Annotated in this window: 22 protein-coding genes and 1 tRNA gene; 8 read left to right on the plus strand and 15 right to left on the minus strand. The window is 72.5% G+C overall.

Going from position 1 to position 25,966, the window contains the following annotated elements; all coding sequences use genetic code 11:
* Positions 1-94 precede the first annotated feature (94 nt).
* On the minus strand, positions 95-955 hold the full coding sequence (locus HNR25_RS07110) for a hypothetical protein (RefSeq protein WP_184633904.1): 861 nt from the start codon (positions 953-955) through the stop codon (positions 95-97).
* Between the two features lie 262 nt (positions 956-1,217).
* On the opposite strand from HNR25_RS07110, the gene HNR25_RS07115 reads away from it, so the two are divergent.
* On the plus strand, positions 1,218-1,910 hold the full coding sequence (locus tag HNR25_RS07115) for an HAD family hydrolase (RefSeq protein ID WP_184633905.1): 693 nt from the start codon (positions 1,218-1,220) through the stop codon (positions 1,908-1,910).
* Positions 1,911-2,023: 113 nt separating this feature from the next.
* Here HNR25_RS07115 and HNR25_RS07120 read toward each other — a convergent pair whose 3' ends face one another.
* Positions 2,024-2,629 (minus strand): DUF6286 domain-containing protein, encoded by a 606-nt coding sequence (locus tag HNR25_RS07120; protein WP_184633906.1) that lies wholly within the window; start codon positions 2,627-2,629, stop codon positions 2,024-2,026.
* An 849-nt stretch (positions 2,630-3,478) separates the two neighbouring features.
* Complete coding sequence (gene purU, locus HNR25_RS07125) at positions 3,479-4,354, minus strand: formyltetrahydrofolate deformylase (protein WP_184633907.1); 876 nt, start codon at positions 4,352-4,354, stop codon at positions 3,479-3,481.
* A 233-nt stretch (positions 4,355-4,587) separates the two neighbouring features.
* Here purU and HNR25_RS07130 point away from each other — a divergent pair, with 233 nt between their 5' ends.
* Positions 4,588-5,796 (plus strand): alanine racemase, encoded by a 1,209-nt coding sequence (locus HNR25_RS07130; protein ID WP_184638938.1) that lies wholly within the window; start codon positions 4,588-4,590, stop codon positions 5,794-5,796.
* A gap of 55 nt (positions 5,797-5,851) precedes the next feature.
* Here the strand turns inward: HNR25_RS07130 and HNR25_RS07135 are convergent, their stop codons facing one another.
* The gene (locus HNR25_RS07135; protein WP_184633908.1) at positions 5,852-6,253 is read right to left on the minus strand and encodes a DUF3618 domain-containing protein; all 402 of its coding nucleotides are present in this window, start codon (positions 6,251-6,253) and stop codon (positions 5,852-5,854) included.
* Between the two features lie 16 nt (positions 6,254-6,269).
* A complete protein-coding gene (locus HNR25_RS07140) occupies positions 6,270-7,388 on the minus strand; it encodes a CDP-alcohol phosphatidyltransferase family protein (RefSeq protein WP_184633909.1) in 1,119 nt (372 codons plus the stop codon).
* A 300-nt stretch (positions 7,389-7,688) separates the two neighbouring features.
* Between HNR25_RS07140 and bcp the strand changes: the two genes are divergently transcribed.
* Together bcp and HNR25_RS07150 are read left to right on the plus strand one after the other, a co-directional pair.
* Positions 7,689-8,186, plus strand: a complete 498-nt coding sequence (gene bcp / locus HNR25_RS07145; protein ID WP_184633910.1) for a thioredoxin-dependent thiol peroxidase — start codon at positions 7,689-7,691, stop codon at positions 8,184-8,186.
* Positions 8,187-8,328: 142 nt separating this feature from the next.
* Positions 8,329-8,402: transfer RNA gene (locus HNR25_RS07150), tRNA-Leu, on the plus strand.
* Between the two features lie 38 nt (positions 8,403-8,440).
* Here HNR25_RS07150 and HNR25_RS07155 read toward each other — a convergent pair.
* The 10 genes from HNR25_RS07155 to HNR25_RS07200 form a co-directional block, all read right to left on the minus strand.
* Positions 8,441-8,776: a DUF5615 family PIN-like protein gene (locus tag HNR25_RS07155; RefSeq protein WP_184633911.1), complete on the minus strand. Its 336-nt coding sequence runs from the start codon at positions 8,774-8,776 to the stop codon at positions 8,441-8,443.
* Positions 8,773-9,192, minus strand: a complete 420-nt coding sequence (locus HNR25_RS07160; protein ID WP_184633912.1) for a hypothetical protein — start codon at positions 9,190-9,192, stop codon at positions 8,773-8,775. The genes HNR25_RS07155 and HNR25_RS07160 overlap by 4 nt, the downstream gene beginning before the upstream one ends.
* 148 nt (positions 9,193-9,340) lie before the next feature.
* On the minus strand, positions 9,341-10,528 hold the full coding sequence (locus tag HNR25_RS26800; protein WP_221457452.1) for a GDSL-type esterase/lipase family protein: 1,188 nt from the start codon (positions 10,526-10,528) through the stop codon (positions 9,341-9,343).
* A gap of 402 nt (positions 10,529-10,930) precedes the next feature.
* Entirely contained in the window at positions 10,931-12,358 is a 1,428-nt protein-coding gene (locus HNR25_RS07170) for a serine/threonine-protein kinase (protein WP_312862399.1), read from the minus strand.
* Between the two features lie 287 nt (positions 12,359-12,645).
* Positions 12,646-13,992, minus strand: a complete 1,347-nt coding sequence (locus HNR25_RS07175; RefSeq protein WP_184633913.1) for a M16 family metallopeptidase — start codon at positions 13,990-13,992, stop codon at positions 12,646-12,648.
* A gap of 100 nt (positions 13,993-14,092) precedes the next feature.
* Positions 14,093-15,397 (minus strand): M16 family metallopeptidase, encoded by a 1,305-nt coding sequence (locus HNR25_RS07180; RefSeq protein ID WP_184633914.1) that lies wholly within the window; start codon positions 15,395-15,397, stop codon positions 14,093-14,095.
* A 214-nt stretch (positions 15,398-15,611) separates the two neighbouring features.
* Positions 15,612-16,232: a class I SAM-dependent methyltransferase gene (locus HNR25_RS07185; RefSeq protein ID WP_184638941.1), complete on the minus strand. Its 621-nt coding sequence runs from the start codon at positions 16,230-16,232 to the stop codon at positions 15,612-15,614.
* An 83-nt stretch (positions 16,233-16,315) separates the two neighbouring features.
* Complete coding sequence (locus HNR25_RS07190; RefSeq protein ID WP_184633915.1) at positions 16,316-17,503, minus strand: pyridoxal phosphate-dependent aminotransferase; 1,188 nt, start codon at positions 17,501-17,503, stop codon at positions 16,316-16,318.
* A gap of 110 nt (positions 17,504-17,613) precedes the next feature.
* A complete protein-coding gene (locus tag HNR25_RS07195) occupies positions 17,614-17,988 on the minus strand; it encodes a BlaI/MecI/CopY family transcriptional regulator (RefSeq protein WP_184633916.1) in 375 nt (124 codons plus the stop codon).
* A 181-nt stretch (positions 17,989-18,169) separates the two neighbouring features.
* Positions 18,170-19,075 carry an SDR family NAD(P)-dependent oxidoreductase gene (locus tag HNR25_RS07200; RefSeq protein ID WP_184633917.1) on the minus strand — a complete coding sequence of 302 codons (906 nt, stop codon included), beginning with the start codon at positions 19,073-19,075 and terminating at the stop codon, positions 18,170-18,172.
* Positions 19,076-19,853: 778 nt separating this feature from the next.
* Between HNR25_RS07200 and HNR25_RS07205 the strand changes: the two genes are divergently transcribed.
* The 4 genes from HNR25_RS07205 to HNR25_RS07220 all read left to right on the plus strand — a co-directional run bounded on the left by HNR25_RS07205 (position 19,854) and on the right by HNR25_RS07220 (position 25,899).
* Positions 19,854-23,540: a multifunctional oxoglutarate decarboxylase/oxoglutarate dehydrogenase thiamine pyrophosphate-binding subunit/dihydrolipoyllysine-residue succinyltransferase subunit gene (locus HNR25_RS07205; RefSeq protein ID WP_184633918.1), complete on the plus strand. Its 3,687-nt coding sequence runs from the start codon at positions 19,854-19,856 to the stop codon at positions 23,538-23,540.
* A gap of 19 nt (positions 23,541-23,559) precedes the next feature.
* Entirely contained in the window at positions 23,560-23,742 is a 183-nt protein-coding gene (locus HNR25_RS07210) for a DUF6104 family protein (protein WP_184633919.1), read from the plus strand.
* Positions 23,743-24,067: 325 nt separating this feature from the next.
* On the plus strand, positions 24,068-24,925 hold the full coding sequence (locus HNR25_RS07215; RefSeq protein WP_184633920.1) for a DUF4097 family beta strand repeat-containing protein: 858 nt from the start codon (positions 24,068-24,070) through the stop codon (positions 24,923-24,925).
* On the plus strand, positions 24,922-25,899 hold the full coding sequence (locus HNR25_RS07220) for a PadR family transcriptional regulator (protein WP_184633921.1): 978 nt from the start codon (positions 24,922-24,924) through the stop codon (positions 25,897-25,899). Before HNR25_RS07215 ends, HNR25_RS07220 begins: the two co-directional genes overlap by 4 nt.
* The last annotated feature ends 67 nt before the right edge of the window (positions 25,900-25,966 follow it).

Here is a 25,966-nt window from a genome sequence, read left to right on the forward strand (position 1 = left end):
CGTCGCCCGGCCACCGGACAACCGTTCAGGGCCCCGCCGGACGCGCTCCGCGCATCCGGCGGGGCCCGCCCGCGCCGCAGCGGCGGCGGGCGGGTCAGGCGCCCGCCGGATCGGCCTGGGCCTCGTAATGGCCGCGCAGCAGGCGTTCGCGCTCCTGGTCGCAGGACAGCGGGCACGTGGCGCACTTCTGTCCGGAGAAGCGGTAGTAGAAGCAGCAACCGCCCGCCACCATGAACATCCGCTCGGGGCTGTGCGCCGGCCGCCCGGCCAGGGCCAGCGGGAACGGGCGCTGGCGCGGCGCGACGCGCGCGCGGTCCAGGTTGAGGCAGGCGACCATCCGCCGTGCCCGCTCCCAGGCGGCGGTCTGGTCGGCGCCGACTTCGTTGGAAGCGAGCAGCAGCGCACCGTGCACGGCGTCGGCGACCATGCTCCACTGCGGGCGCCACCCGAACCGGGTGGTGGCGCGCACCGCGTGCACGACCGGATCCAGCGCGGCCGCCGCCGTACCGACGAACCACCGGTCCAGGCCGTGCTCGGACTCCACCGCAACCGCATCCGGGCCGCCGGCCGCCGGGTCGCCCGCCAGCACCGCCGTGTCGGCCTGGCGCAGGGCCAGCCGGTCGAGCCGACCCGATTCGGTGCGCCGCACCCACAGCAGCCGCGCGTCCAGGCGCGGCGCCCGCCCGGTCAGGTAGGCCGACATCGCCGCCAGGGTGAACACCTGCCGCCCCAGGTCGGCCGCCAGGAACGCCGACGCCGCGATGCGGTGGCCCTGGCAGGCGCCGTCCGACAGCCGGTCCAGCAGCTCGGGTACACGCCGGGGCACCCGGTCCAGCCGCAGCCACTCGGCGCCGGCGGGCTCGGGGGCCGCCGCGTCGAGCAGGTCGGTCTTGAAGTACAGGTCGCGTTCGTTGACCCAGTCGACGACCCCGGCGAGCGGGTGGCTTCCCGGCATCGGTCCCCCTTCACGGCGATACGTCGGCGATCGGCGGGCGCCCTCCGCACCGGCGACACCCCGTAGGTAAGCCTATCCTCATCCACGGTTCGCCTGTCCAGGGGCCCGAGGGATCGCGGACACCGCCCCGGGGAACCGGACCGGACCGCCCTCGGGCACTGCCGGCCGTGGGCTAGCGTGGCCGAGGACCAGCGGGCGCCGGGGCCGGGGACGGACGCCGCGAGGCACCGCAGGGCCGAGCGCCCGGACGAGGAGGACTTCCGTGGACCGACGACTGGTGCTGTGGGACGTCGATCAGACCCTGGTGGACTTCGGCGGGCTCGGCGCGGAGATCTTCGCCGCGGCTTTCGCCCGCTGCACCGGGCTCGGCACCCACGCCCGCACCCGCGGCCCCGGCCGCACCGATTGGCAGGCCTTCCGCGAGACCCGGCTGGCCAACGGACTCGACCCCGCCGACGAGGACATGGCCGGATTCGCCGCCGCCCAGGAGGCCCTCCTCGCCGAACGCGGCCCCGAACTCCTCCGGCTCGGCCGCGCGCTGCCCGGGGTCGCGGAGGTCCTGCGGCGCTGCGCGGAGCATCCCGGCGTGGTCTCGTCGCTGCTGACCGGAAACACACGCCCCACCGCCGAGCGCAAGCTCGCCGCCGTGGGCTTGGACGGCCTCGTCGACACCGCGCTCGGCGGCTACGGCGACGACCGCCCGGACCGCGCCGAGCTTGTGGGGATCGCGCGCGAGCGGGTCGAACGCGCCACCGGGACCGCCTTCACCCCCGAGACCACGGTGCTGGTCGGCGATACCCCCAACGACGTGCGGGCGGCGCTCGGCGGCGGGGCGCGCATCCTCGCGGTCGCCACGGGGACCGCCTCACCCGGGGACCTGCGCGCCGCGGGCGCCGGAACCGTACTCGACGACCTCTCTTCCCCCGACGCCGTGCTGGCGGAGCTGCTGCGGTGAAAAGAGCGGCGCCGGAGACTCCCCCCAAAGTCTCCAGCGCCGCTCATCCAGGGGTGGTCCAGTTCACTGCGGGTCGCGCAGCGGGATCGCCGGCCGGGTGACCGCGATCCCGGTCACCCGGCCCACCGCCGCACACGGGCGGTCACCGTGAACGCCCGGACCGGCTCCAGCTCGGCCAGTCGCCCGCGCACGGCCGCGGCGACCTCGGTGCCCAGCTCGGGCGCCTCGCGCAGGTCGGTGTGCACACGCACCGTCACCCGGCGCCGCCCCACCGAGACGCGGGCGCCGCACACCCCGCCCACGTCATGGGCCGCACCGGCGAGTGTGCGCTTGAGCCCTCGCCGCGAGAGCCCGACGACGAGCTCGGGAGTGCCGGTCAGCGCCCCCGTGGAGCGGCCGCACCCGGGTACCAGCGCCGCCGCGATGAGCACCAGGCCGATCAGTGCCGCTACGGCCGAAGCGGCCCGTACGACGGGATCGCTCCAGCGCGCGCCTGCGGCGTATTCCCCGGCAGCGGAGGTGACGGCGGTCCGCAGGGGCGCTCCCGCCAGAGCCGAGGCGACCTCGGCGGCGGCCGGCGCGGCGACACCCAGCACGAGTGCGCCGACGATCACCACGGGCCACGAGCGCCGCGGGCGGAAGGTGCGCACGGCCACGCGGTTCGCGCGTCGGCCCGCGGCCGGGTCCGGGCGCCTCAGCGCGTCCTCGACGGTTGTCATCGATCCCCCTCCCTTCCCACCGGCTCACCGGTTCGCGGGGCCCGGTCCGGGAGCCCGCCGCACCCGCCGGCGGCCGCGGTGCGCGCGGGGTGTCGGCGCGCCGGCCCCCGTACCGGCGCGCCGGCACCGCTCCCCCATGGCGGCCTCTGCTCCGCGGCCGCCGGCCCGGGGCCCGGACGCGTCCTCGACCGGGGCGTGCACACGGCCGCCGCCCCCGCGGACGGCTGTGTGCCCGGCCTCGCGACCACCGGGCGCGGTCTCCGGACACGGCTAGCGCGCCTCCGACGCACGGTCGCCGACGCCGGACGTGCCGCCGCTAGGCGTGGCCGGGCCGCGGGATCCGCCGGTGCGTGCGGAGCCGGTCGGAGTAGCCTCCGGCGCTCCCGGCGCCGTCGGCTGCCCGGTGGTTTCGGTCATTGTCTGCTCTCCTGATCGGATCGACCGGCAGAAGGCGCCCCTGCGCCTCGCCGGAGTCCGCTGCACCGCCGCGGCCGGGCCGCGGCGCGTTCGTCGTCCGTCGTTCCATGTCCGGTACACGCCGCAGCGGCGTCCCTCTTACGCCGAAAAGTCCGTGGTGTGCGCCACACGCTGCGCGAACTGAACACCTTTCACTGTAACGCTACTTAGAGTGATCAACAATGGCCGGAACGTAACTTTGATCAAGAAACACCGGTGCCGGGGTGCTGACCGTGCCCTTGGCGTCGTTCCGGGTACACACAATCACTGCGCCCGCACGATCGCATCCGCCGGAGGCCGGCCTCCGGCCGGCCGTTCACCGCGCGGAGCGCGGGAGCGCGCAACCGCACGGACCCGCGGAGGCGGAGCGCGTCCGCCTCCGCCGGGGCTCGGCTAGCCGAAGACGACCGTGCGCTCTCCGTTCAGCAGCACGCGGCGCTGGGCGTGCCAGTCGACGGCGCGGGCCAGAGCCAGCGACTCCAGGTCGCGTCCGATGGCGGTGAGCTGCTCGGGGCTGCTGGTGTGGTCGACCCGCGAGACCTCCTGCTCGATGATCGGCCCTTCGTCCAGGTCGGCGGTGACGTAGTGGGCGGTCGCGCCGATCAGCTTCACCCCGCGCGCGTGCGCCTGATGGTAGGGGCGCGCCCCCTTGAAGCTGGGCAGGAAGGAGTGGTGGATGTTGATGATCCGCCCGGACATCTTGGCGCACAGCTCCCCGGAGAGGATCTGCATGTAGCGCGCCAATACGACCAGGTCGACGTCGTAGGTGTCGACGAGCTCCAGCACCCGGCCCTCCTGCTCGGCCTTGGACCGGTCGTCGATCGGCAGGTAGTGGAAGTCCAGGCCGTAGGAGCGGGCCAAGAACTCCTGGTCGGGATGGTTGGAGACGACCGCGGCGATGTCGGCCTCCAGAAGGCCGCTGCGCTGGCGGTAGAGCAGGTCGTTGAGGCAGTGCCCGAACTTGGAGACCATCACCAGCACCCGCGGCCGAACGTCGCGCGGCCGCAGCTCCCACTCCATGTCGAGGTCGCCGGCCAGCGACGCGAATGCTCCGCGCAGCGTGTCCTCGCCTGCGTCGGGCCCGCTGTCGGGCGCGGTGAACTGCGAGCGCAGAAAGAAGCGGCCGGAGTAGGGGTCGCCGTACTGCTGGCTCTCGGTGATGTTGCACCCGCGACCGGCCAGCAGGTTGGCCACGCCCGCCACGATGCCCCGGGTGTCGGGGCAGGACAGGGTCAGGACGTACTCGCGTTCATTCGAACCGGCGCTCATGGGTCAGCGGTCTCCCGGAATAGGCGTGCTGGTCACGCGGGATTCCCAGGGTATCCGCGGCGCGGAGCTCCGGGGCCGGTGCGTGCGAACCGGGGCCGGAGCGGACGGGGCACCCGCATTTCGCCGCCGCCGGCATCCCCCGTTCGCTCGACGCCGCCGGGCGGCCGGATGCGGACCTGTCTTTCCGAGAACGAACCGGGATGACATTCACCTTCGTGTGGGATGCTCCGGGTATGGCGAGCGTCCGGGAGTACTACGAGAAGGCGACGCGCGACCTGGCGGCCCCCTTCGCGATCGTCGACATGGCCGCGTTCCGCGACAACGCCGCCGACATCGGGCGCCGGGCCGCGGGTACGCCCGTCCGGGTCGTCAGCAAATCGATCCGCTGCCGGCACCTGCTGCGCGAAGCACTGGCCATGCCCGGCTTCACCGGGATCATGGCCTTCACCCTGCCCGAGGCGCTGTGGCTGGCCGGTGGCGACGGAGGCGCTCTCAGCGACGACATCCTGGTCGCCTACCCCACCGCCGACAGCCGCGCCCTCGCCGAGCTGGCGGCCGATGCGCAGGCGTCCGAGCGCATCACCGTGATGGTGGACGGCACCGCGCACCTGGACATGATCGCCGCCGCCGCACCCGACCCGCGCCGCCCCGTCAAGGTCTGCATCGACGTCGACACCAGCTGGCAGCCGCTCGGCCCCCGGACACGGATCGGCGCCCACCGCTCCCCCGTCCGCACCCCGGAACAGGCCGCGGCGCTCGCCCGCTCGATCGCGGCGCGGCCGGGACTGCGGCTCGACGGCGTCATGGCCTACGAGGCCCAGATCGCCGGTGTCGGCGACGCGCCGCCCGGACGCCCCCTCTACGGGCGCGCACTGCGCTGGGTGCAGCACCGCTCCCGCATGGAGCTGGCGCGGCGCCGCGCGGCGATCGTGCGGGCCGTGCGCGACGTCGCCGACCTTCGCTTCGTCAACGGCGGCGGCACCGGCAGTGTGCACACCACCCGCCGCGAGCGCGCCGTCACCGAGGTCGCCGCAGGGTCGGGCTTCTACCACCCGCGACTGTTCGACCACTACACCGGATTCTCCGGACGGCCTGCGGCACTGTTCGCGCTGCCCGTGGTGCGCCGCCCCGGCCGCGGAACAGCCACGGTGCTGGGCGGCGGCTACGTCGCCTCGGGCGCCCCCGACACCGCGCGGTTGCCCCAGCCCTATCTGCCGTCGGGCCTGTCCTTCAGCGCAGCGGAGGGCGCGGGCGAGGTGCAGACCCCGCTGCTGGGCGCGGCGGCCGATTCCCTGGCCGTGGGGGATCTGGTCTGGATGCGCCACGCCAAAGCCGGGGAACTGTGCGAGCGCTTCTCCCACCTGCACCTGGTCGATGGCCCGGATCCGGGCGACGTCACCGCTGCGGAGACCTACCGGGCCCGGGGCCGGGCGTTCCTTTAGCCCGTCCGCCGCCGATCGCGGGGCCGGCGGCGGACGCCGCTAGCGGAAAGCGCGGTCAGCCGCGCTTGCGGCGGGCGGCCATCGCCACGACGCCGACCGCGACCGCCACGCCCAGCCCGGCGCCCAGAATCAGCACCTCCGGGGACGGACGGCTGCGGGAGGTGTAGGTCGAGACGACCTCCTCGTCGCCGCCCAGCCGGACGCTGCCTTCCGGGGGATCCACGACGTGGCTGTCCACGCGGACGGCGCTGCCGCCGGTCACCAGCGAGCGGGCGCCGCCCGCCAGGCGCGCGCCGGTGCCGCGGACGCGGCCCCAGCCGCGCCGGGCCACGTTGCCGGGCTTGGTGCGATCGGAAATCCCGTCGACGGCCGTCGCCAGACGCCGCTGCGTCCGCTCGATCTCGGCCTGCACGCCCGCGGGGTCCCGCGGCGCGGCCGAGGGGTCGCGTTCCTCCATAAAGCGCTTCCTTCCGCTATCGCAGCGTCGCCTGGGACGGGCCGGAGGCCGGTTCCGGCGGCGTGCCCGCCGCCGAGTCGCCTTGGGAGGGCGAGAAGCCCAAGGCGCCTTCGATTCCCTCCACTACGCGGAAGAAGTCCCGCGTGGACAACCACAGTTTATAGACGAGGGCCGCTTCGAAAGCGAGGAGCAAAACGCCTCCGGCCACAACGAATCCGGACATGATGCCCGTGGAGAACACGGCGATCACGGGCGCCGCCACGAAGACGGCGACCTGGAACTCGATGCCGCTGACCAGGTGGGTGCGGATGCGGCGCTCCCGCAGGAAGTCCCAGTACCTCTGGTACCAGGGGAATCGGGAGCGGAACTCCTGGTGCAGGTCGACCCGCGGCAGGCGCATGTCGGGGTGCTTGCCCGCGTCGCGGTCGTCGCGGCTCTCCCGTTCGGTCTGCGTCTGCAGTATGTGCTCCAGAACCGAGATCCCGTGCCGCAGCACCGCCTGCTCGCCCTGGTCGCTCATCGGGCGGTCGTCCTGGGCCGCCCCGGCGGCCGTCCCCGGTTCGGCCCCGTCGGGGCCGGAGGACTCGTCGGGCTCCAGCATCGACAGCGTCGCCCGGGCCCGTTCCAACGCCGCAGCCAGTCGGGAGCGCATCTCCCGGCGGACCTTGTAGACCTGCAGCGCGTTCAGGTAGCGCAGCATGTCGGCGAAGACCACGGCCAACGCGAGCCAGACGAAGCCGACCTGGCCGGTCTGCACGTATTGGCCGCCCATCAGCGCGATGGCGCAGACCAGTACCCGGAACCGGTCGAACATGTAGTCCATCCACGAACCGATCAGGCTTTCGCCGTCGGTCAGCCGGGCCAGCTTCCCGTCCATGCAGTCGACCAGGAAGCACAGGTAGTACAGCACCGCGCCCAGGATCAGAAACGGCCACTGGCCGACCGAGAACGCGGCAGCCGCGCCCAAGCCGAGGAACAGTGCGGCGACGGTCAGCTGGTTGGGCGTGATCGACGTGCGTGCGGCCGCGGTGCGCACAGCCCGGACCGCGATGGGGTCCACCAGCCACACCGTCCACCAGGAGTCACGCGTGCGCTGCGTGCGCTCCTTGACCTCGTCCAGAGTGAAACCAGTCATCGTCGGTTCGAAACTCCCACACGCGAAGCGGATGTGCTCCCACCCGGCGATCGTCTGCCGAACCGGAGGGATCGGCGTGTGCCGCACGAGTCTACGCAGCCGTGGCGGACCCTGGGGAACTCACCGATTGCGCAGGTGTCGACCACCTTAAGTGATGCCCGGCGGCACCGGGCCCGGGGCGGCGCCGCGGGCCGGGTCCGCCGCCCCACCCGCCGCGACCTCATAGGCTGGAAGCGCCTGCGCGGCGGCTTCGCCGCCTGCGGGGCCGCACATCCAGCTTCCCACCAGGCAAGGAGACCAGTGAGCGAGTCCAGCGAGTCGACAGTCCGGCTGCGCGCGGGAGACCCCGCGCCGGAGTTCACCCTCACCGCGGCCGACGGCTCCGACGTCAGTCTCAGCGAGGTGCTCGCCTCCGGCGGCGAACGCGTGGTGCTGTACTTCTACCCGGCCGCCATGACACCCGGCTGCACCACCGAAGCCTGCGACTTCCGCGACAACCTCGGCGAGCTTGAGGAGGCGGGGGTCACCGTCCTGGGCGTCTCGCCCGACACCCCCGACAAGCTCGCCGAGTTCCGCGACCAGGAAGGCTTGACCTTCCCCCTGCTCAGCGACCCCGAAAAAGAGGTCCTGCGGGCTTACGGCGCCTTCGGTGAGAAGAACAACTACGGCAGGGTCGTGCAGGGCGTGATCCGCTCGACGTTCGTCATCGGCCCGGACGGGACCGTGGCCAAGGCCTTCTACAACGTGAAGGCCACCGGTCACGTCGACCGCGTGAAGCGCGAGCTGAACCTGGCGTGAAGGCCGGGACGGACCGGGCGGGGCCGCCGGCGCCCCCGCCCGGCTCCACTTGCGCGTGCGCCCCGGCGGTGCCACCCTCGCTCAGACGGTCGATTCGCCCGCGCCGCTCCGCCGGGGCGCACCCGCGCGCGATCACCGGAGAGGGGCCGTAGCCCAACGGCAGGAGGCGGCAGGTTTAGGACCTGTACAGTGCGGGTTCGAATCCCGCCGGCCCCACGTTCCACCTCCCGGCCGAGTGGTCGCCGGCCTCCTGGCTATCCCGCGTCCGGCCAGTGCGGGCCGAGGTAGGGATCGGGGGCGGCCCGGGCCCAGTCCGCGAGGATCTTCGCCAGGGCTGCGGCCTGTGCTCCGCCGGGGGGCAGGTGCCGCTTCAGCACGAAGACCAGTACCACGTCGCGTTCGACGGCGAAATCCACGACGTTCTCGGTGACGACAGCCCTGCCTTCCGCACGAGCGGTCGCCGCGACGAGCGAGTCCTCGACGGCCTGGAGTCCGATCTCCGACACGTGCAGAGCGTCACGGTCGTAGGTCTCGCGGAGCAGCCGCGCCGCGGACGGCGGGAACATCTCGTCGATCAGGAACGAGCTCATGTCAGCAGCGCCTCGCGTTCTGCAACGGCACGGCGGCTGCGTGCGATCAGGTCCCGGTTGCGGTCGATGCGGCTGTGGATCTGCTCGGCGTGTTCGGCGGCGTAGTCCACTGCGATGCGGATCAGCCGGGGATGCAGCTCCGACTCGGCACTGAATGTGGCAATGCGGTGCTCCTCACTGCCGTCGAGCTCCTGCAGCCGGGAGACGACCTCCCAGACGTCCGGTCCGGCGGCCAGAGCGGCCCGCCGGTCGTGCGCCGGACCGCGGAAGACGATGCCGGGGAAGTCGCGCTGGTCCACCCCTTCGACGACGAGGCTCTCCAGCAGCGCCGTCACGCTCACTCCCTCGTGGGCGGCTCTCGTGTCCAGCGCGCGCTTCACCTGATCACTGATCCGGAACGACGTGCTTCTTGCCATGGTGGTCTCCTCCCCGACCTCGAAACGTGTACCGCAGTGTAGCGCACATGAACTGCAAGCGGGGATCCGAAAAGCAGGAGTCCAGGAGGCGTGGTCGAAACCGTGCCTGCTCGGCCACCACCGGTCGACGTCCGTGCGAGGACCGGCCTCAGTCCCGGCGGCGGTGATCGCCGTCCCAGTCGTGGCCGGGGTCCCGCGGGTGGCGCGGCATCAGCTGATCGAGGTCCACGGCCGCGGCCGTGGCTTCGGTGCCGGCGTCGCCGGGGTGCAGGGCGTCGCCGCTGTCGTAGGCCGGTGCCAGGCGCAGCGGATCGCCGGCGGAGGCGGTGGCCGCGGCGAAGTCCGCGACACCGTCGAACTCGCCGCCGGTGCGGATCCACTCGTTGACCGCGCTCCAGGTCTCCTGGCGCTCGGGAGTCCAGATCGACGAGCCCTTGAACGGCAGCAGGGTGCCGCCGACGATGCGCAGGCCGCGGGCGTGGGCGCGGTCGATGATCTGCCGGTAGCCGTCGATGATCTCCGGCGCGCTGCTGCCGTAGCCGATGTCGTTGATGCCTTCGAGCAGGATGACGGTGCGCGCGCCCGACTGGTCGAGGACGTCGCGGTCCAGCCGGTCGACGGCGCCGACGCCGTAGAAGGGCTGTCCGTCGCGCTCGCCCAGCAGCAGGTTGCCGCCCAGGCCGGCGTTGGCCACGGACAGGGTCGGGCCCTCGACCGCGTCCAGCCGGCGGGCCAGGTGGTCGGGCCAGCGCTGGTCGGCGTTGCCGGTGGTGGCTGCCGTGTCGGTGATGGAGTCGCCGAGCGCGACCACGGTGCCGGTGACCTTCCGGCCGCGCTCGACGTCGACACCGCTGGTGAGCATCCAGCACGGCGTCGAGGCGAAGCCGCCGCCGGCGACGTCGCGGGTGGCGTCTCCCCGGACGAGGAAATTGCCCTGCGCGGTGAAGGGGTGATTGGTGACCGGCCCTGTGGCCTGGGGCGTGTAAACGCTGACGAGCAGCTTGGACAGCGCCTCGACGTCCAACGCGACCGGGTCGCTGAACAGTTCGGCGCCGGCCGGGATCGTCGCGCCGCGCCGGCCGTCGAAGGTCAGCGAGCGCAGGGTGCCGGGCACGGCCGCCGCGCCCTCGTCCTGGATCGCCACCGAGGCGCGGCCCACGCGGATCGGCCGCTCGCCGAAGGCGTTGGTCAGGCGCACGCGCACCTCGTCGCCGCCGGCGCTGAGGAAGACGGCGTTGCGTACCGTCCGGTGCTTCAGTCCGTCTCCGGCGGGACAGCCGCTCCACGGGATGTCGCCGCCCTCGACCGGGCTCGCGCGGCCCAGCCGGTGACCCACTGCTGCCCGTGCCGGGGGCCGGCAGCCGCGCTGCTGCCGCCCAGGGCCAGGATCAGCAGTGCGGTCAGCGGCAGGGCCACCGCCGACAGCAGGGGGCCGCGGCGCTCTGCGCCGCGCGCGGGGCGCTCCGTACGGGAACCGTCAGGCGTAGTCACGGGATCTCCTGCGCTGTGGGCCGGGGGATCGGGAGTCGTGTGCCACCGTGAGACCGAACCGGTTCAGTATACGTTCGGACACGCTCCGCCACCACGGTGCGGCGTGTCCGGTCCCGGCCGTGCCGCATATGACGGACTGCGCCGAGGCACTGCGTCGGGGTATCGGGCCCCTCGCTCGGCGGGAACGCGGCGTCCTCCACCGGCCCGCGGGCCGCCGCCGGGCCGACGTCCGGCCGACGCCCCGCCGCTAGGTGCGGAAGAGCAGCGCCCAGAGCACGACGCCGAGCAGGACCAGGACGCCGGCGACCACGCCCAGGACCACCAGCAGCGGGCTGCCCTCGCCGTGCTTGCCGGAGCTGGTCAAGCCGAGGGTGTCGGTGGAGTCGCGGATCGACGTCAGCAGGTCGCCCACCGACTCGGGGCGGTGGCGCTGGATCCGGTCGTGCCAGATGGACACCGAGTCGGAGAAGTGGTCCTGCAAGTCCGAAACCGAACCCTGGACTGAGCTGCGCAGCAGATGGGCGCCCTGGAGGAACTGGTCGCGCGCCGACTCGGACCCGCCGTCCCCGGCCGCTTCCCCGCCGCTCTCCGCGCCGGACTCTTCGGCGCGCCCGTCCGGCTCCGCGGACGCGGCGCCGGGGTCGCCGGCGTCGCCGGGGTCGTCGTCGGCGCTGTAGCCGCCCTCGCGGGACGGCGCGGGAACGACCGGCTGGGTACCGGTCGTCGCGGTCTTGGCCGCGGTATCGGGGCTGGTCTCGGGCGCCCACGGGGCGAGCGCGGCGATGCGCAGCATCTTGGTGGCGTTCTCGGCCGTGAGCCGGTCGCCCGGCTGGACGTGCAGCAACCCGGCCAGCACCGGCGCGAGCGGCCCGGCGTTCTGCGCGGCCGGCGGGTCCTCCAGGTCGGCGCCCTTGAGGATGCGGATGTAGCCTTTGCGGTCGTAGGGCGGGTGCCCTTCGACGGCGGCGTAGAGGGTGGCCCCCAGCGACCACAGGTCGGACTCCGGGCCCACGGGCCCGGCCTTGGCGCGCTCGGGCGGAATATAGGAAGGCGAGCCGATGATGCGGCCCGAACTGGTCAGGGCGGATTCCCCGGTCCAGGCGGCGAGGCCGAAGTCGGTCAGCACGACCCGGCCGTCCTCGCTGATCATGACGTTCTCGGGCTTGACGTCGCGGTGCACGATCCCGTCTTCGTGGGCGGCCTTGAGCGCGTCGATCAGCTGCAGGCCGATCTCGGCGACGCGCTGGTAGGGCAGCGGCCCGGCCACATCGACGATCCCCGCGAGCGTGCGCGCGTCGATGTACTCCATGACGATCCACGGGCGGTCGTCTTCGTCGACGACGTCGAGCACGGTCACCACACCCGGGTGGGCCAGGCGCGCGGCCACGCGCGCCTCGCGGGTGGTGCGCTGCAGCAGGCTCTCGCGCTCGGCGGAGCTCACGTCGTCGGGCAGGCGCAGCTCCTTGACCGCGACCCGGCGGTCCAGAACCAGGTCGGTCGCGCGCCAGACGGTACCCACACCGCCGCGGGCGACCTCGTCGACGAGTTCGTAGCGGCCCTTGAGTACACGGTCCGGGGCTCCGGACTGCACGGCCGCAGGAGCCGCGGGATCGCCGGCCGGCTCATGCCGTCCGGCGCCGGGCCGCTCCGCTTCGGGCTTCTCGATGGAGGACACGGTCAGTCAGCGAGTCTCATCACGGCCACGGTGGCCTCCTGCGGGCTCTTACAGTCGCATCGGGCAGCGCGGCGGGTTCCCGGGCTGCACGTGCACGGAACATCGTTTATACCAGGCATCACCGACGTCCAAGCAGGTGGTTGCCGGATCACCGTTGTTTAGGTTCGGTTTCGTTATGTCCTCCCCGGGCGGCTCCGTTACACCGTTTCGACCGGTTCTTCCCGATCGGCGGCGAAGATCACCTGAGGCGCACGGGACTCCCGGGGAGGCTCACGTTCGGCCCGCCGTCAGCTCCACAGCGTCTCGGGGTCGCGCACCGTGACCGGACCCGCGCCCGCTTCGCTCAGCGGGCCCTCCAGGCTCGCGGCGTCGCCGGCGATGACCGTGACCATCTCGCTCGGGTGTAGATACTCCCGGGCGGCCCCGGCGAGGTCGTCGGCGGTGAGCGCCTCGAAACCGGCCCGAAGCCGGTCGATGTGGTCCTCGGGCAGGTCGTGCACGACCGTCTCGACCAGCGCGCCGGCCAGGCTGCGCGCCGTGGAGTAGCTGACCGGAAGCCCCACCGTGTTGGACTCGCGCACCGCCGACAACTCGGTCTCGCTGACCCCCTCGCGCCGCAGCCGCTCCGTCTCGGCCAGCGACGCGGTCAGCGAATGCGCCGTCGTCTGGGTGTCGACCTGCGTGCTGATCAAGAACACTCCGCTGTCGCGGCGCAGGTCGAACCGGCAGCCGGCACCGTAGGTGTAGCCCAGGCGCTCACGCAGCTCCAGATTGAGCCGCGACGTGAACATGCCGCCCAGGACGTCGCTGATGCCGTCGGCGCGGGGCAGGTCCACGTCCCGGCGGGCCGGAGCGCGGTGGGCCATCAGCAGCGCCGACTGCACCGAGCCCGGGCGGTCCAGGACGACGACCCGCGGCAGCTCGCCGCCGGCCGGCTCGGGCGGGGTCCGGTCCGGGGCGTCGGCGGCGGCCGCATCGCCGAAGACGGCCGACCCCAGAGCCTCCAGGTCCACCCCCGTCAGGTCGCCGACGACCACCAGGGTGCCCGCGACCGCTGCGATGGACGAAGCGTGGAAGTCCCGAACCGCCTGCGGGGTGACCTGTTTGAGCGCCACGGGGGCGCCGCTGAGCGGGGTGGCGTAGCGCCCGGTGAACAGCTGCCCGCCTACCGCGCGGGTGGCCAGCGTCGAGGGCACCGACGCGTCCAGCCAGAACCGCTCCAGGATCTGGTCGCGGCGGCGCAGCACGTCCTCGTCGCGCAGCGCCGGATTGCGCACCGCTTCGGCCAGCAGCGCGGTGGCGTCCTGCAGGCGGTTGACGGGCGCGTCGACACCGGTGACGAAGCTGTCCCAGGTGACACGCGAGACCCACTCGGCGCCGTGGCGCTCCAGAGCGGGAGCCAGCGAGCTGTTGCCGTGGAAACCGTCCTCGAGCGCTTCGTTGGTGAGCGCCGCGACGCCCATGCTCTCCTGCGGTTCGGTGGCGCCTCCGGCGTGGTGGACCAGGCGCACCGAGGCGAAAGCCTGGCCGGGCACGTCGATTGCGACGACCGTGCCGCCGCCCACGGTCAGGCGCCGGGGCTTGGGGAAGGTGTAGGGCGTCGGGGCACCGAGGTCGGGTCGGGTCTGCAGCATGCGGGTAGCGACTCTCTCGTGAAGCGGACGAAGACCGCGGAACTGTCGGGCGAGCGGCCGGGGCACCGTGCGGCCGGCACGGTGCCCGCGTACCGGTTGGTCAGGCGGCGGGTTCGCCGGCCGGCTCGGGGTCGAAACGCACCGAGAGCCGGTTCTCGGGCACCAGCAGCCGCTTGGCCAGGTCCACGACGTCCTCGGCGGTGACGGAGTTCCAGCGCTGCGGCCAGGTGTAGGCGAGCTCGGGGTCGCCGAACAGCTGAGTGCTGGAGCCGATGGCGTCGGCCAGGCCGCTGGGGTGCGACAGCGACTGCATGTGGTCGCGCTCCAGAACGGCGCGGGCGCGTTCGAGCTCCTCGTCGGAGACGCCCTCGGCGAGTGCGGCGATCTCCTGGAGCATCGCGCCTTCGAGCTCGTCGCCGCTCACGCCTTCGCGGGCGATCATGTTGACCAGCATCAGGCTGGGCGTGTAGCGGAAGGGGAGCAGGTCTGCGGCCGCCCCGCCGTCGTCGACGGCCAGGCCGCGTTCCAGCACCAGCCGGCGGTAGAGCCGGCTGCCCTGGCCCTGGCCGAGGACGGCCGAGGCGAGGTGCATCACGTCGAAGTCGCGCTCGCCGTAGGGTGCGACGCGGTAGCCGAGGAAGACGCCCGGCGCGGGAACGGTCTCGACCGCGCGCTCGGCCACGGGCCCGCCGATCAGGCCGGTGAGCGCGGCGTCGGGGGCCTCGGCGGCCTCGGGCCGCGCCGGGATCGCACCGAAGCTGCGCTCGACCCGTTCGCGCACGTCCTCAGGGTCGAGGTTGCTCACGACCGTCAGCACGGCGTTGTCGGGGCCGTAGTGGCGCTTGTGGAAATCGAGGACGTAGTCGAGGTCGGCGTCGTCCAGGTCGGCCATGGAGCCGATGGTGGAGTGGTGGTAGGGGTGGCCCTCCGGGTAGGCCAGCCGCAGGATGCGCTCCAGGGCGGTGCCGTAGGGCTGGTTGTCGTAGCGCTGGCGGCGCTCGTTCTTGACGACGTCGCGCTGGTTGTCCAGGACCTCCTGGGTCATCCCGTCGCGCAGGGTGGCCAGCCGGTCGGCCTCCAGCCACAGCACGAGGTCCAGCGCGTGCTCGGGCACGGTCTCGAAGTAGTTGGTGCGGTCGGTGGAGGTCGATGCGTTGATGTCGCCGCCGAGGCGCTCGACGGCGTCGAAGTGCTCGCCCTTGGCGACGTTGCCGCTTCCCTGGAACATCAGGTGCTCGAAGAGGTGGGCGAACCCGGTGCGCCCGGGAACCTCGAAGCGGGATCCGATCCCGTACCACAGGTTGACGGCGGCGACCTGGGGTGTCGACGCCGGAGCGGTCACCAAGCGTAGTCCGTTGTCCAGCGTGAATTGGTCGACCCGTCGCGCCGCGCCGTTGGTGGTCACCTGTTCCTACACCCCTTGCCCGCACGTCGTTGAACTGCGTTCTCCTCTGCGCCAGAGCCTATGTCCTCAGCCGTGTCCGCCGATACACGCGGCCGCGGGAATCGGGGCCGGGCGCGGTGGACGCCACCGCACCGGCCGGGCCCGGGCGCGCCGCCGGTTCCGACCGGTTCCGGCGAGTTCCGACCGGTTCAGGCGGGGCGAAGGCGGGGCGGGGTCAGCCCGCGCGGCGCAGCAGGCGCAGGGACCCCTGGACGCCGGTCTCGGTGAATGCGCCGCTGCCCAGAGCCCGGCGGTAGATGTCGTAGGGCGGGCGCCCCCCGTCGGCGGGGTCGGGGAAGACGTCGTGGATGGCCAGGGTCCCGCCCGGCGCCAGGTGCGGCGTCCAGCTCTCGTAGTCGGTCCGGGCCGCGTCCTCGGTGTGCCCGCCGTCGATGAACAGCATCCCGAGCGGGCCCGACCACAGCCGCGCGACGTCGGCCGAGCGCCCCACCATCGCGACCACGTGGTCCTCCACCCCGGCGGCCGCGACGGTGCGCCGGAACTCGCTCAGCGTGTCCAACCGGCCGGTTTCCGGGTCGACCAGGCCCGGGTCGTGGTACTCCCAGCCCTGCTGGTGCTCCTCGGATCCGCGGTGGTGGTCGACGGTGACCACGCTCGTGCCCAGCCGGCGAGCGGCCGCGCCGAGGAAGACGGCGGACTTGCCGCAGTAGGTGCCGATCTCCAGCACGGTGCCGAGCGGCGCGGCGGCCAGCGCCGCCTCGTACAGCACGAGGCCCTCGTCGGTGGGCATGAAGCCCTTGGCCGCCTCTGCGGCCCCGATCAGGTCGCGGGGCATGGTCGTCGTCACGGGCGTTCCCTGAGGTCGTCGGTGGAGTGGAGGGACGGGACCGCCGCACACCGGCGGTCGTGCCGCGGGAGTCAGCCGCCGAACGCGGCGACGAGGCGCTCCACCGCGGTGTCGAGCACTTCGTCGCGCTTGCAGAACGCGAACCGCACCAGGTGGCGGCCCTCCTCGGGGGTGTCGTAGAGGACCTGGGCCGGCACGGCGGCGACCCCGGCCGTGCGCGGCAGTGCACGTGCCAGTTCGATGCCGTCGCTGTAGCCCAGCCCGCGGATGTCGGTGATGACGAAGTAGGTCCCCTGGGGCCGCAGCACCTCCAGTCCGGCGCTGCGCAGGCCCGCGCACAACCGGTCGCGCTTGGCTTGCAGCGCCTCGCGCTGGCGCCGCACCCACGCTCCCTCGTCGTGCAGCGCATCGGCCGCGGCCAGCTGCAGCGCGCCGTTGGCGGTGAAGGTGAGGAACTGGTTGACGGTGCGCGCCGCTCGCACCAGCGGCTCGGGGCCCGTCACCCAGCCGGTCTTCCACGCGGTGACCGAGAACGTCTTGCCGATCGAGAAGACGGCCAGGGTGCGCTCGGCCATGCCGGGCAGCGTCGCCAGGGGGTGGTGCTCGGCGCCGTCGAAGACCAGCTGCTCGTAGACCTCGTCGGTGAGGGCGATCAGGTCGTTGTCGCGGCACACTTCGGCGACGGCGGCGAGTTCGTCGCGGGTGAACACGGTTCCGGTGGGGTTGTGCGGGGTGTTCACGATGATCATCCGGGTGCGCGGACCCACGGCCGCCCGCAGCTCGCCGGAGTCGAACGTGAACCGCCCGTCGGCGCCGGGCCGCAGGGTGACGGGGCGGCGCACGCCGCCGGCCAGCGCGATCACCGCAGCGTAGGAGTCGTACATCGGCTCGAAGACGACAACTTCGTCCCCGGCCTCGACCAGGCCCAGCACACTGGAGGCGATGCCCCCGGTGGCGCCGACGGTGACGTAGACCTCGGCGTCGGGGTCGAGGTCGATGCCGTAGCGGCGCTTGCGGTCGGCGGCGACGGCCGAACGCAGCTCCGGGCGCCCGGGACCGGGCGGGTACTGGTTGACGCCTTCGCGGATGTGCCGCGCGGCGGCTTCGAGCAGGGCGGGCGGGCCGTCGGTGTCGGGGAATCCCTGCCCGAGGTTGACGGCTCCGGTCTCGGCGGCCAGGCGGCTCATCTCGGCGAAGACGGTCTCGCCGAACGGGCGCATTCGCGTGACAAGGGGTTCGTCGTCCACACCGCGCAGCATAGACGCCGGGCGGCGGCCCGGCCACGGCCCGGCTCCGGCCGGTCCGGGCGGTGCGACCGGTGCGGGCGGCGCTCGGCGGTCCGGCCGGGCGCCGCGCGGGTCCGTAGGCGTCAGGAGGCGCGGGAGCGCTGGGCGCGGACCTCGCTGAGCACGTCGCACAGCCGCGCCATCTCCTCGTCGCTGAAGCCCTCGACGAAGCGCTGCATGGTGGTCCCCCGGTCGCCGCAGGCACTGAAGACTTCGCTCATCACCCGCGCGGTGTGCTCCTCGCGGGACTCCCGCGGCCAGTAGAGCCAGGCCCGCCCGGCTTTCTCCCGTTCCAGCAGGCCTTTGTGGTAAAGGATGTTGGTGACCGTCATGACGGTCGTGTAGGCGACGTCGCGCTCGTAGTGCATGGCCTCGCGCACCTCGCGGACGGCCAGCGGGTGCTCCGACCGCCACAGCGCGTCCATGATGGCGGCCTCCAGTTCGCCGAACTCCCTCATCGCCACCCTCCCCGGCTTCGTTCCGTCATCGTAGAAGCGCTGACGGTCGCCGCGCGGGCAAACGGCGAATGCGCACCGATCCGGTGGCCGCCGCCCGCGTCGAGGCGGCGCAGCCACGCGTCCGGTGCCCGCCCGGCGCCGTCGCGCGCGGTTCGGGCACCGTTTCGGCCGCAGCCGGGGATCAGCCCCCGCGCAGGTGGGTGCGGGCCTGCTCGCGGAAGTCGCGCGGGATCACGTAGGGCTGTTCGGCGTTGACGTCGGACCAGATGTCGCGCAGGTCCTCGGCCGAGCCCTCGCCGAGTTCGGCTCCGGGCCCCTCGGCGACGAAGATCCGAGCCACGCGCCCACCGCCCACGGAGTAGACCTCGCCGGTGGTTTCGCAGTCCTCGTGGGCCAGCCACGCGACGGCCTGGCTGATGCGTTCGGGGGCCATCAGCGCCTTGGCGCCCTCGGGGAACATGCTTTCGGTCTCGGGCACGCGCACGAGCGGGGCCACGGCGTTGGCGAGGATGTCGTACTTGGCGCCCTCGATGGCCAGGGTCTTGGTGAGGCCGAGTACGCCCATTTTGGCGGCGGCGAAGTTGGTCTGCCCGAAGTTGCCGAACAGTCCCGAGGGGGAAGCGGTGTTGACGATGCGCCCGTAACCGTTGCCGCGCATGTAGCCGAAGGCGGCGCGGGTCACCAGGAAGGTGCCGCGCAGGTGGACACCGACCACGGCGTCCCATTCGGCGGTGCCGATGTTGCGGAACGCCCGGTCGCGCAGGATGCCGGCGCTGTTGACGACGACGTCGACGCGCCCGTAGGTCTCCACGGCGGTCTCGACGAGCGACTGGGCGCCTTCCTCGGTGGTGATGTCGTCGACGCTGACGACCGCGGTCCCGCCGGCGGACCGGATGCGCTCGGCGGCGCCCTCGGCTTCCTCGACCGGATCGGCGCCGGCGTCGGTGCTCTGCGGCCGGGTCTCCGCGTTCTCGCTGACGACGACTTTCGCGCCGCGCGCCGCCAGTTCGCGGGCGTGGGCCCGGCCCAGTGCGCGCCCGGCACCGGTGACGATCGCGACACGCCCGTCGAACCGCAACTCCGCCATGTTTCCTCCACGCTGATCCGCTCCGCGGCCCGCCGCCTCGAACGCGGCGCACGCGGAATTCCTACCCGCCGCACGGTCGCGCCTCCCGGAGGCGCACCGCCGCAGCGCCGGTCGCACCGCGGGAGACCGGCGGGCAGGATGGCACAGGCGCCCGGCGCACAGCAGCCCCGCGTGCCGGGAAAACGCAGTGCGCGGCCCGGACCTGCCCCCTCGCCCGGCGAAACCCCCGTGTTTCGCCGGGCTCGGAACCAGCCGTCCTGCCCGGACCGCGCACATCCGATGAGACGCGGGACCGCCCGGCCCGGTTCCGACGGCGCCCGCGGAGTTCCCGGCGCGCCCGGCGGCGTTTCACACTCGGCGGGAGGATTGGGTGAGCCGGCCGGCGGGCATGGCCCGGTGAGCACGCCGACCGGTCGGCTCGCGCCCGCCACCGTCCGACCTTCCCGCCGACCCCCGGACCGCCCCGGCCTGCCGCACGGCCGCGCTCCGGGCACCCGCCACCGCCCCGATCGGCTACGGGAGCGCACAACCGCAGGTCAAGGCATGCGGACCGCATAACAGTGTGAATGATTGTTAGCAATCTCCCAGTCCGTTACCGGCCTCGGGTCCCCATCGGCGTGCCTGGACAAGTAGCCTGTTACCCGAGATTGCTGACCGGGCGTGTGTCCCGGCGGTTCGCGTACGAGCGGGCCGCCGGACTCTCGATCCCGCCCCGGAGAGCGGCCATCTCGCCATACATTCATTCACAAGCGAGCTGCGGAAGAGGGCGATCTCCGCCGTGTCGTCTGAGGCGTCTCAACCCCTGACAGATTTCGGCCCGAACGAGTGGCTGGTCGAGGAGCTTTACCAGAAGTACCTCAACGACCCGAACTCGGTTGACAAGGCATGGTGGAATTTCTTCGCCGACTACAAGTCCGGCGCCCCCCAGGCCAACGGCGCAGGCAAGGGTGCAGCGGCCACGGGCACCCAGTCCGCCCCGCCGGCCTCGGGAACCACCGAAGACAGCCCGTCCACCGAGTCCACGCGCACAGCGCCGGCCTCGGGCGAGGGAAAGGGCAAGGCCAAGGCCGAACCCGAGGGCGAGAAGCCCGTCGACGAGTCACTCAAGGTCACCGAGGAGCGGCTGCGCGGCGCACCGGCGCGCACGGCCGCCAACATGGAATCCAGCCTGGAGCTGCCGACCGCTACGAGCGTGCGGGCGATTCCGGTCAAGCTGCTGTTCGACAACCGCATCGTGATCAACAACCACCTGCGGCGCGGACGCGGCGGGAAGGTGTCCTTCACCCACATCATCGGCTACGCCGTGGTGAAGGCCCTGGAGTCCATGCCGGACATGAACCACTCCTACACCGAGGTCGACGGCAAGCCGGGCGTGTCCAAGCCCGAGCACGTCAACTTCGGTCTGGCCATCGACCTGCAGAAGTCCGACGGGTCCCGGCAGCTTGTGGTACCCAGCATCAAGTCCGCCGACAAGATGGACTTCAAGGAGTTCTGGACCGCCTACGAAGACCTGATCCGCAAGGCGCGGAACAACAAGCTGGGCGTGCCGGACTTCCAGGGCACCACGATCAGCCTGACCAACCCCGGCGGCATCGGCACGGTGCACTCGGTGCCCCGCCTCATGCCGGGCCAGGGCACCATCGTGGGCGTGGGCTCCATGGAGTACCCCGCCGAGTTCCAGGGCGCCGCGCCCGAGACCCTGAACAACCTCGCGGTCAGCAAGGTCATGACGCTCACGTCGACCTACGACCACCGCATCATCCAGGGCGCGCAGTCGGGCGAGTTCCTGCGCCGCCTCCACCAGCTGCTGCTGGGTGAGCACGACTTCTACGACGAGATCTTCCGTTCGCTGCGCCTGCCCTACGAGCCGGTGCGCTGGACCCAGGACATCGCGGCCGGCGAGAACCAGCTGGACAAGACCAGCCGGGTGCAGGAGCTGATCCACGCCTACCGGGTCCGCGGCCACCTCATGGCCGACACCGACCCGCTGGAGTACCACCAGCGCCGCCATCCCGACCTGGACATCCTCTCGCACGGCCTGACGCTGTGGGACCTCGAGCGCGACTTCCCCACCGGCGGCTTCGGCGGCGAACAGGTCATGAAGCTGCGCGACGTCCTGGGCGTGCTGCGCGACACGTACTGCCGCACCGTCGGCATCGAGTACATGCACATACAGGATCCCGAGGAACGCGAGTGGATCCAGGCGCAGGTCGAGCGCGAGGACGACAAGCCCAGTCGCGACGAGCAGCTGCACGTCCTGCGCCGGCTGAACAACGCCGAAGCCTTCGAAACCTTCCTGCAGACCAAGTACGTCGGGCAGAAGCGGTTCTCCCTCGAAGGCGGCGAGTCGCTGATCCCGCTGCTGGACGGGGTGATCTCGCGGGCGGCGCAGACCGAGCTGGACGAGGTCGTCATCGGCATGGCCCACCGCGGCCGCCTCAACGTCCTCGCCAACATCTGCGGCAAGTCCTACGGGCAGATCTTCGGCGAGTTCGAAGGCAACCTCGACCCGCGCAGCGCCCACGGCTCCGGTGACGTCAAGTACCACCTGGGCACCGAGGGCACGTTCGAAACCCCCGACGGCGCGAAGATCGCGATCTCGCTGGCGGCCAACCCCAGCCATCTGGAGGCCGTCGACCCGGTCGCCGAGGGCATCGTCCGCGCCAAGCAGGACGTGCTCGACAAGGGCCCGCACGGGTTCACCGTGCTGCCGCTGCTGGTGCACGGCGACGCCGCGTTCGCCGGGCAGGGCGTCGTGGCCGAGACCCTGAACCTGTCGCAGCTGCGCGGCTACCGCACCGGCGGCACCGTGCACGTCATCGTCAACAACCAGGTCGGGTTCACCACGTCGCCGTCCGACAGCCGCTCCAGCGTCTACGCCACCGACGTGGCGCGGATGGTCCAGGCGCCGATCTTCCACGTCAACGGCGACGACCCCGAGGCCGTCGTGCGGGTGGCGCAGCTGGCCTTCCAGTACCGGCAGCAGTTCAACAAGGACGTCGTCATCGACCTCGTCTGCTACCGGCGCCGCGGCCACAACGAGACCGACAACCCGGCTTTCACCCAGCCGCTGATGTACGACGTGATCGACGCCAAGCGCTCCACGCGCAAGCTCTACACCGAGGCGCTGATCGGTCGCGGCGACATCACCCTGGAGGAGGCCGAGCAGGCGCTGCGCGACTACCAGGAGCAGCTGGAGCGCGCCTTCACCGAAACCCGCGAGGCCGGCCGCAAGCCGATCGAGCCGGGTGCGGTGGTCAAGCCGGAGGTCTTCGACGAAGCCCGCATCGACCACGGCTCGGTCGGCACCGCGATCACCGGCGAGGTCGTCAAGCAGGTGATCGACACCCAGGTCAGCCTGCCGGAAGGGTTCGCGCCGCACCCGCGGCTGAAGCCGCAGCTGCAGCGCCGCGCCCAGATGGTCGAGGACGACGCGCTGGACTGGGCCACCGGCGAGATGCTGGCCTTCGGCTCGCTGCTGATCGAGGACCACCCGGTGCGGCTGGTCGGCCAGGACACCCGGCGCGGCACCTTCGGCCAGCGCCACTCGGTGGTGGTCGACCGCAACACCGGCCGTGTACACACTCCGCTGAAGCAGTTCGACCAGGGCACGTCCAAGTTCTACGTGCACGACTCGCTGCTGAGCGAGTACGCGGCGCTGGGCTTCGAGTACGGCTACTCGTCGGTGCGCCCGGACGCGCTGGTGGCGTGGGAAGCCCAGTTCGGCGACTTCGTCAACGGCGCCCAGACCGTCATCGACGAGTACATCAGCGCCAGCGAGCAGAAGTGGGGCCAGCGCTCCAGCGTCGTGCTGCTGCTGCCGCACGGCTACGAGGGCCAGGGCCCCGACCACTCCTCGGCGCGCATCGAGCGGTTCCTGCAGCAGTGCGCGCAGGAGAACATGACCGTGGCCCTGCCCACCACCCCGGCGAACTACTTCCACCTGCTGCGCTGGCAGGTGAAGTCGCAGTACCGCCGTCCGATGGTGGTGTTCACGACCAAGGCGATGCTGCGGATGAAGGCCGCCACGTCGCCGGTCTCGGACTTCACTTCGGGTGCGTTCCAGCCGGTCATCCCGGACGATTCGGGGCTCGACCCGAAGAAGGTCCGGCGCGTGGTGCTGTGCTCGGGCAAGATCTACTACGAGCTCGAAGCCGCGCGGCAGCGCACCGGCGACACCAGCACGGCCATCATCCGGGTCGAGCGGCTGTACCCGCTGCCGACCGAGGAGATCCGCCAGCTGCTGTCGGGCTACCCCGACGCCGGCGAGGTGCTGTGGGTGCAGGAGGAGCCGGCGAATATGGGCCCCTGGCCGTTCGTGGCGCTGGTGTTCTCCGAGCAGCTCGACCGTCCGTTCACCCGGGTGTCGCGCCCGGCCGGATCGGCGCCCGCCGCGGGTTCGGGCAAGCGGCACGAGGTCGAGCAGCAGGCGATCGTCAACACCGTCTTCCCGCCTGCCGACTAGGGGACCGGAGGGAACGGCGATGTACTTCACCGATCGGGGCATCGAAGAGCTGGAGCGGCGCCGCGGCGACGAGGAGGTCACGCTCTCGTGGGTGGCCGACCAGCTGCGTGCCTTCACCGACCTGCACCCGGAGCTGGAGACCCCTGTCGAACGGCTGGCCACGTGGCTGGCGCGGCTCGACGACGAGGACGAGGACGGGTGACGGCGCCCGCCGCGGGAGCGGCGCGGGCGCGCGGCCCTCGTGTGTGAACGAAGGGGGCACCGGAGCGGTCCGGTGCCCCCTTCGTGCGCCCGGGGGCCGGGAGCCGCCGTGCGCCGGCCGCCACGCGCTGCCGCGCCGGGGGCCGTGACCGCGGCCGCACGGTTCCGTCCCCGTCCGGGGCGCCGTCGGGGGCGGCCCCGGACGGGGGCGGGGGGACCCTGACGCTCCCCGGAGACGGACCCCGGTTTTCGCGACATATCTTGAACCGCGGGTACTCGCGACATATCGTGAGTACCGTCAGCAGTTCGAGCCGAAAGGTATCCCGATGGCGCGTTGGACCATCGACCAGCCGACGACACGCACTCTGGACGGCATCGTGGCACTGCGCGTCCGGATCGTCGGCGGTCACGTGAACATCCTGCCCACCGACGACCCGGTCACCTTCGAGGTCTCCGACGTCTCCGGCGAGCCCGTGCTGGCCACTCAGGAGGCCGGCATCCTGACCATCACCTACGAGGACCTCACCGGCAGCGGGTTGCTGGACCGCCTGCGCCCGGCACAGCTGTCGGGCTACCGCGGCATGTCCCGCCGGTCGGCCACCGTCAGCCTGCAGGTGCCGCGCGACTGCCCGGTGGAGGTCACCACCCTGTCGGCGCCGGTGGTCGCCGCCGGCCTGAGCGCCCGGACCCAACTGCGCACCGCGTCGGGCGACGTCACCCTGGACGGTCTCACCGGCGAGGTCGACGTCAGCACCGTCACCGGCAATGTCGCCGCCCGCGACCTCGAAGGCAGCCTGCGGTTCAGCACCGTCAGCGGGCAGGTCGCCGTCGCCGGAGGCCGGCTCTACGACCTCACGGGCAAGAGCGCTTCGGGCCCGTTCCTCGGCGACGTGGACGTGGCGCCGTCGGGCCGGATCCGCATGACGTCGGTCTCGGGAGAGGTCGCGCTGCGGGTGCCCGCCGAGACCTCGGCTACCGTGGAGCTGCGCTCGGCGACGGGCGAACTCGACTCGGGCTTCGGCCTGGAGCGCCGCGACCAGCGCGCCCGCAGTAGCCTCGCCGGCAAGATCGGCAGCGGGGTCGATCCGGCCGGAATCACCGCGAACACCGTTTCGGGCGCCGTCTCGCTGCTGCGCCGCGAGCCCGACGCTCCCGCCGCGATCCCGAGGGGGAACGGAGCATGAGCACCATCTTCGGCCACGGACGCCTGCGGCTGTACCTGTTGAAGCTGCTGGACGAGAGCCCGCGCCACGGCTACGAGATCATCAGCCTGCTGCGCGACCGCTTCCTGGGCGTCTACTCCCCGTCGCCGGGCACCATCTACCCGCGTCTGGCCCGCCTGGAGGAAGAGGGGCTGGTCACCCACGAGGAGGTCGACGGCCGCAAGGTCTACCGCCTCACCGACAAGGGCCGGGAGGAGCTGCGCAGCCGCAGCGCCGACCTCGACGACCTCGAACGCGAGATCACCGACTCCGTGCGCGACGTCGCCGACGCCGTGCGCGAGGACGTCCGCGACACCATCAGCTCCCTGCGCGCGGAGCTGAAGACCGGCCGCTCCCGCGGCGCGGGCTCCGGAACCGGATCGGCGACGTCGGGCACGACCGGCGGGACCGGTCCGGGTGCCGATTCCGAAAGCGGCGGCACCGGCGGCGGGGGCGAGGACGCCGACTCCTCCCCCGGCGGCCGGCGCTGGACTCGCGACTGGGAACGCTTCACCCAGGGGTGGGGCGCCTGGGGAAAGCGCGGAGGCGAGCGCCCCGAGTTCGACCAGGCGCTGCGCGAGTTCACCGACCGGGTGCGCGGGGTGGTGCGCGAGGCCGGGCAGGTGGGTGAGTCGGCTGCCACCGACCTGCGCCGGATCCTCGACGACACCTTCGAGACCATCCGCCGCGACGTCGGCGGATGGGGCCCGCGCGGCGGGGACGAGTCCGACCGGTCCGCCGGAGGCGAGGACGGCGACGGCGAACGGCCGGGCCCTGCCGGAGGAGAGGCCGCCGGAGGCGGGGAAGCGCCGTCCGGTCGGCCCGGGGACGACTCGGGCGAGCGGAGCGCCGATCCCGGCGACGGGTCGGCTGCCTCCTCCGCCGACCCGTGGAGCAGCGCCGTGGACGATGACGACCGCCCGGGCGGGCAGCGCGGCGACCGACCGGCGTCCTGAGCGCGGTCCGACACACGAAAGCAGCACGAAAGCGGCGGGCGTCCCGGTACCGGGGCGCCCGCTGCGT

It is taken from the genome of Streptomonospora salina (assembly GCF_014204715.1).
GTDB lineage: Bacteria > Actinomycetota > Actinomycetes > Streptosporangiales > Streptosporangiaceae > Streptomonospora > Streptomonospora salina.